Below are 7,274 nucleotides of genomic sequence, written 5' to 3'. Positions count from 1 at the left end.
CGTCTCGCCTCAGTTCATCCGAGATGGCCTCACTTCCTTCCTCTGGAATCTGCCATTCGTCCATCAGGTGAGCGCGAGTCTCCGGCTGTCGGCCGGCGAACTTCATGGCCACCGCCAGATCCAATAAGTCGGCACCGAGCACTTCGAGCAGCCGCAGCAGCGAGGGAATCGAGGGTAGGCCGTTCCCCTGTTCGATTCGGCTGAGGGAACCCGAGGCCATCTCCGCCCTTCGGGAGACCTCCCGCTGGGTCATGCCGGTTTTCCTGCGCAGGTGGACCAATGCCTCGTGGATGTTCATGAGGTGCGCATTATACATTTGGGTCATCGTACCCTCAATCAGAAAAGCCAAATTTGTAAGGATTACCCCTTGACATCATCAGATTGATGATTTAAAAACATCAAAGCGCGCATCCCTCCGGGAAATTTGGCGGCAATTGGATGCGCGATGATGATTCTTAGTCAACTGATTGATGGAGTCATTGATCTGGGCAACCCGCCGCCCATGAGGCGCGGAATCGTGCGTGTTCGGAGGCGCAGGCCCGTGCAGATCCATCCACTGCTGACTTCATCGGGGAGGCCTTATGAACTACCGAGTCGTTCTTTCTCTATTCGTCTTGCTGCTCTCCACCTTTGGGGTTTACGCCCAGGAATCTCCTCGGGTCCCCTCGCTGGAAATCACTCGCGCCGACACCGGGGTGACGGTCACCGGAGTCACGCCCGGTGCGGAGGTAGTGCTTCTCGGAGTGGGCCGTTCGCGTTCCGGCTTCCGTCCGGTGCTGGAGACCTGGCCGGAGCTGCTGGCGGACGACAACGGCGATGGTTCGGTGACGCTCCTGTCGGAGATCCCGTTTCCCGAGCTTTCGGCGTGGGGTGCAGTGGACCTCGCGAGCGGTGAGACGGCGATCCTGGAGGTGCCAGACCTGGACGCCCTGCCGGTCCCGCTGCGCGCCTTTGCGTCGGACGGCAGCCGGGTGGGGCTGGCACGTCGGACGGTGGAGGTGCTGTGGGCTCGGCCTGGAGCGAAGGGCGAGGCGAAGGCTCGGGCCTCGGTAGGGACGATCGGGGACGGCGGTTCGGCGGACGCGGACGGCAAGCTGGACCGCCGGGTGACCTTCCGCCCCAGAGGCCTACGGCAGCTCGTCGGCCCCGAGGAACGAAACGGCGCCTTCGCCGGCGGCGATGTGCTGATCGTGGTGGATTCGGAGACGCTGGAGATGGCGGCGGTGACGGTGCCGGCCTCGGTGGCGGCGCCGGTCTCTCGTCCGGCGGAAGCGGGCCAGGCGGCGGGAGGTGCCCGATGAAGCGTCTCGCTCTCCTCGCCGGCGTACTCCTAGTCTTGGCTGTTCCCGTTCCAATGGCGGCCCAACAAGACCCCCTCGAAGCGCGCGGCTTCGACGCCGCGGGCACCTACGACTTCTCCGGGATCGACAGCGTGAACCTGTTCACGGGCGCGCTCCAGCTCACCCTTCCCATCGGTCCGCGTACGCCGGTCTCCGGCGGGCTTTCCTACGGCTTGACCCTGGCGCACAGCTCGAAGCTGTGGGACCTGGGAACGCGGCGCCGCGGCGACTACGAGATGCTAGAGGCGTACCCGAACCGGGAGGGCAATGCGGGCTTGGGGTGGATGCTCTCCGTCGGCGGCGCCTTGCTCTCACCTTCCTACACGATCGACCCCGGTCCGTGGCGCTTCGTGGGGGAAGACGGCTCGGTGCACGCCTTTTACCAGTCGCTCCACCTCGGCGAGCCCACCGGCACGGGGTACCTCTACACCCGGGACGGCTCGTATCTGCGCCTGTCTTCGAACGGTGCCGCACGGGTGGTGGAGTTTCCGGACGGGACGATCCGCACCTTCGTGCAGCGCGGCGCCAAAGGGCGCTGGGGGATGAGCCAGATCCGGGACCGCTTCGGCAACTCGATGAACCTGCGGCCGGTCGGCAACTCCTGGGTGTTGACGGACTCCGAAGGCCGGCGTCACGAAGTGGTATTCCAGACGTCGCCGACCACCGGCGAGGCGCGCGTGGACCGGGTGAAGCTCGAGGCCTTCGGCGGAGGGACCGCGATCTACGAGTTCAGCTACCAGACGGGCCGGGTGATCGACCGCCACTGCGACGACTTTCCGCAGTCCTCCTATCCGCCGGGGGACACGGATCCGACGGGGGAGCATGTGAGGGTAGACCTGCTGACGTCGGTGAAGCTGCCGGACGGCTCGAAGTGGGAGATGCCCTCGTACTACACGACCTGCGACGCCCTGGGCGGCGAGATCGCGGGCCTGCCCGGTGCTATCCGTCAGCTCCGGGTGCCCACCCGGGGCCTGTATGAGTGGACCTACGAGACGGTGAATTTGCCGGCCCGACAGCCGCACGTTGGCGGCAGTCTCAATGACCAAGAAACGTTGGCGGTGGCGACCAAGCGGAGGCTCGAAGTCAACGGCGGCTGTGCGGACTTCGATTGGTCCGAGAACTGCGCCTGGACCTATACATACGAACCAAAGTCGATCGGGGGCGACTTCGGCCGCGAGACCACCGTGACCTCACCGGCCGGGGACGACACGGTGCATCACTTCACGGCCAACCCTTTCTTCGCGCGGGACGACTCGCCGTCGTACCTCCGGCCCGGCTGGGACTACGGGATGCCCTACCGGCGGGGCCAGTCTTCGAACGGCAAGTTTCTCTCCCAGCAGATCTACGACGGCAAGCGAGGCAGCGGCGGAACTCTGCTGCGGGAAGTCTACGTGCGGTGGGAGCGGGACAAGCTGAAGCCCTACGGCAACGTGCGCGAGTCGTCGGACTGGTACGACTCGAACCGCCGGCCGCAGAGCCAGCGGGTGGAATACAAGGCCAACGGCAATCGGGTGACGGAATCCGTCTCGTCGGAGTTCGACGGCCTGGGCCACTACCGCAAGACCGTCACCTCGGGCTCCTCGGACCTGGGGCCGGTGCGCACCGTCACCACCGCCTACAACCCGTCGCGAGGCATCTACGAGGTGGATCCGATCACGAACCAAACCACCTCGAACCACAGCTACGCCTACCTGCCGGTCTGGATGCCCTGGTTGCTGAACACCTACACCAGCACCGTTGCCCAGCAGGGCAACTCCACCGTGCGCACGGACTTCTGTTTCGAAAGCAACACCGGCTTCTTGAAGCGTCAGCGACGCTTTGTGGGACCGAATCCGAGCGCCCGCGACGTGATCACCGAGCGGACGCGGAATGCTGCGGGCAACGTGACCCAGGAGCGCACCTATGGCGGTGATCGCCAGTCGGTGAACCTCGGCGCAAACCTCTGCACCCTTTCGCTGCCCTCGACTCCGGCCTACCGCCTGGCCCACACCTACCAGCACGGCCAGCTTGCCACCTCGCGCTACCTGCGCCCGGGCGGCGCCGTGCCCTCCGGGGCCGAGAACTACTTTCTGGTGGAGCGGGAAATCGACGAATCCACCGGTGCGGTGAAGTCCACCAAGGACCCCGCCGGCGTCAAGGTCCACTACAGCTACGATCCCCTTGGTCGGTTGACCCGCGCGGAGCCCACGGCGGGCAACGGCGCCTGGATCGAAGTCGACTACCTCAACGCCACCCCCAGCCGGGCGGCTCGGGTGTCGGTCTACCACCGCGCCAACGGCCAGCGGTCCGGCGCCCGGCTGACCGAGCGCGAGGTGTACTTCAGCGCCTGGGGCCGGGTGTGGCGAGATCTGGAAAGGTTGCCCTCGGGGGTGTGGAGCGAATCGGAAAGCGCCTACTACCCCAACGGCTGGAAGCGCTCCCAGACGCCGCGGCGAGAGGAGCCGGAGGACGGCGATCCCGACCCCGAGACGCTCTACTCGAACTACGACCCTTTCGGCCGGCCGAAGCGCCTCACCCTGCCGGACGGCAAATCGGTGACCCTCGCCTACCGGGGCGTGCGCGCCATCGCCCGTACCGTGAAGGTGGCCACCGGAGCGACCGGCGGGGAAACCTCGCAGACCACCACCGAGATCTACGACCGCTACGGCCGGCTGACGGAGGTTCAGGAACCCTCCGGTGCCGGCGGCGCTATGGTGGCCACACGCTACACCTATGACGTGGCGGACCGCCTCACGGGCGTCTCGACGCCGATCGGCGATGGGCGCCAGCAGGAGCGCGCCTTCGCCTACGATGGGCGCGGCTTCCTGCTGTCCGAGCAACACCCGGAGTTGGGCGTCGCCGGCGAGGGGACCCGGCGCTATGAGGGATACGACGCCATGGGTAACGCCCATCGTCAGTACGTCGGTGCTCAGAACGGCCTCTTCGATCTCGCCTTCACCTACGATCTGAACGGCCGGTTGACCGAGATCCGCGAGCACGGCGGCCTCCGGCGGCCGTTGAAAGAATTCGTCTACGGCGCCGAGCAGTCGAGCCACAACCGCTCCAAGGGCAAGGTGCTCCAGGCCATTCGCCACAACTACCACGTTCCGCCTTGGAATCCCCAAGCCGGAGAGGTGGACATCTCGGTCACCGAAACCTACACCTATGGTGGAACCGCCGGCCGGGTCTCCAGGCGCACCACGGCGGCTTCCGGCTTTCAGAGCTTCTCCCAGTCCTGGTCCTGGAATGACCTCGGTCTACCCACCTTCATCGGCTACCCGCAGTGTACGTTCTACCCTTGCACCGGCTCCTCGAACTCGCGCACGGTAGTCCATGCCTACGGCCGCGGCCGGCTGACCGCCGTGCCGGGCTACGCGGATTCGATCTCGTATCATGACAACGGCATGCTCGCAGAGATCGAGTACCCCAACGAGGTGGTCTACTTCCAGGACCGCGACCCCCACGGCATGAGCCGGCCGGGCTCGATCGGCCTGGCCTTGGGAGAGAGAATTGTCGAGCCGGAGCTCTACCTGGCCGCGGGGGCCGCGACGCACAACCTCCGTCTCGAGTACGACGGCTCCGGCAACATCAAAACCCTGGGGCCGGAGCGCTACCGGTACGATGCCGTCTCGCGGGTTGTCCGCGGCAGCCTCGGCGCTGGCGCCTACCAGCAGTACACCTTCGACCGTTTTGGCAACATCGGCACCATCTTGACGCAGCGGGGCCACGGGCCCGAAAGGCGCACCTACGCTATTGACCCGGAAACCAACCGCCTCGCGAGCGAGACCTACGATGCGGATGGCAATCAGCGCACCTACGGCACCGGCGGCTTGGGATTCTCCTACACCTGGGATCCGCTGTCGAAGATGAAATCCTTCCGGCGCAACAACGGATCACAGAACGAGATCTACGTCTACACCGCTGACGACGAGCGCCTGTTCACCCTCAACTCCGCCGTTTCGCCAGTAGAGGAAACCTGGACCCTCCGCGACCTCGGCGGCAAGGTGCTGCGCACCTGGGCGAATGTCGGCGGCTCGGCCGGCACCTGGAGCCACGAGAAGGACCACGTCTACCGCGACGGCCAGCTCCTCGCCTCCTGGAGCCCCACGGACGGACCGAGGTACTACCACCTCGACCATCTCGGCAGCCCCCGGCTCATCACCGACCGACATGGGCAGCGCGTCGACGGTGCGACCTACTTTCCCTTTGGGGAACAGGCCGGGCTCGAGGAGCCCTCGAACGAGCGCATGCGGTTTACCGGGCATGAAAGGGATCACCACGGTCCCGGGCAGCTCGATGATCTCGACTACATGCACGCTCGGTACTGCAACCCCATGACCGGGCGATTTCTGAGTGTGGATCCGGTGATAGGGCAGGCCAACCGGCCCCAGTCGTGGAACATGTACGCCTATGCTCTCGGCAACCCGTTGAAATGGGTAGACCCCACTGGGGAGACGGTGAACCTTTCCAGTCTTTCAGAAGAAGAGCGTGCCTTGTTGATCGCTGACCTCAACGCCTTTACTGGCAATACCTACGGGGTGGATGAGAACCTGAACCTGGTGTTAGAGGAGGCGGGAGCAGAAGGATCCCAAAAAGCCACCAATTTCTTGAACGACCTCATAGGCTCAGATGAACTCTATTCCGTCGAAGCCACGACAAGGAGCAGTCATGCTGTGCCAGAGGAGGGACGGGCGCTGGTCAATTTCCAGTCTTTCGATGACGCAAACTACCGGAGTGTTGATCCTAGAACTTTCAATCTGGGATCTACACTTATCCACGAGCTTTACCATGCCAGCTCCTCTCTGCACGACACTCTGGATGGCTCCGCTGAAGGGTTGTTTCCTTTGTCCCAGACGTGGACTGGACCTGTCGTCGATTTTGTCAACGAAATTCGATCGGAGAGGGGGCTGCCTCTACGTGACGCATATGTCTCCGTACCTGCATTCAAATCATCAAGGTCGATCATTCCGTTTACCCATGTCAAGCCCAAGAAGCCTGGCAAGCGAGTGCCCGTGACTCGGGTTCGACCCAACTAGCAGTGTGCTGAAAAACTCGGCAGCACCCTGTTCCTAGCCTAAAGGCGGGGCGGCGCCGTAAGTGCCGTGGACGGGGTGAGCGAGAAAACGTAGGTGTTTTCGGGTGAGGGGGCGTGCAGCCCCCTCACGAAAACGCGAGCAGGCCAGCTGAGAGGATAGGCCGAAGGCCTTTTTCAGCAATCTGCGAGAGAGACGAAGGAGTTCTCTATGGCAAAGAGATTCCTCTACCTGGTCTTCTTTCTCTTGATCTTCTCGGGATGTATATCCAGTCGAAGATCTGCGATCGAGCCGCTCCCGGGGGAGTTGGTTATTGCCTTGATCGAGGAGGGAGATGCTCCGGTGGTAGGTGTCTTTTCCCTCAACGATTCCGGGAGACTTTGCTTCGAATATGTCGGGGGAAAGCGTAAGCGATGCAGGCTGGCGGATGCGGAAGTAGTTCGATCTGTAGTCTCAACCATCGCAACCGAACTGGAAGGGCACCATTCCAATGTAGAGGGAGTTCATTCGCGGCGACTCCAGATTCAGTCTGGAGATATGGCGCGAATCTACTCGGTCAAAGAGTGCCCGGAACAGTTGCTAGGCAGTTTGCAGCGGGTCGAAGCAATGTTCTCTCGCCATTTTGGATCCAGAGCAGAATCTCTTGGTCAATTCTTAGAATCCGCCGGCCCATCGGCCGAAACTGCCTTCGAATGCTGAATCCCCAGCACGTCGCTGCGGGGCTCAACGATACAGTCTCCGGAAAACTTGGGGCGACTCAGCCACCTCAATCCCCAGGTGGGTGCGGAAAACCTTGGCCTGAAATCTGGCATGAGCCTCTTCTTCGCGTAGACGCAATGCTCTGAAAAGTTCTATCAATTCGAGCTCGAGGTAGAAAGAGAGGCGGGCAGACGGAGGCGGCTCGCACTGTCTCAGGGCCAGT

At 63.4% G+C, this 7,274-nt stretch carries 3 protein-coding genes; 2 read left to right on the top strand and 1 reads right to left on the bottom strand.

The annotated features are described in order from the left end of the window. Positions 1-316, bottom strand: a 316-nt coding sequence (locus tag AAF481_20175) for a helix-turn-helix transcriptional regulator (protein ID MEM7483483.1), incomplete at its 3' end; no start/stop codon positions are given. Positions 317-581: 265 nt separating this feature from the next. Here AAF481_20175 and AAF481_20170 point away from each other — a divergent pair. Further along, the gene (locus AAF481_20170; protein MEM7483482.1) at positions 582-1,301 is read left to right on the top strand and encodes a hypothetical protein; all 720 of its coding nucleotides are present in this window, start codon (positions 582-584) and stop codon (positions 1,299-1,301) included. Further along, the gene (locus AAF481_20165; GenBank protein MEM7483481.1) at positions 1,298-6,355 is read left to right on the top strand and encodes an RHS repeat-associated core domain-containing protein; all 5,058 of its coding nucleotides are present in this window, start codon (positions 1,298-1,300) and stop codon (positions 6,353-6,355) included. Before AAF481_20170 ends, AAF481_20165 begins: the two co-directional genes overlap by 4 nt. Positions 6,356-7,274 lie beyond the last annotated feature (919 nt).

It is taken from the genome of Acidobacteriota bacterium, from assembly GCA_039030395.1.
GTDB lineage: Bacteria > Acidobacteriota > Thermoanaerobaculia > Multivoradales > JBCCEF01 > JBCCEF01.
This window is presented reverse-complemented; position numbering and strand designations above follow the sequence as displayed.

Coding starts and splice junctions, on each gene's coding strand:
- AAF481_20170 (MEM7483482.1), top strand. CDS start 582: ATGAACTACCGAGTCGTTCTTTCTCTATTCGTCTTGCTGCTCTCCACC.
- AAF481_20165 (MEM7483481.1), top strand. CDS start 1,298: ATGAAGCGTCTCGCTCTCCTCGCCGGCGTACTCCTAGTCTTGGCTGTT.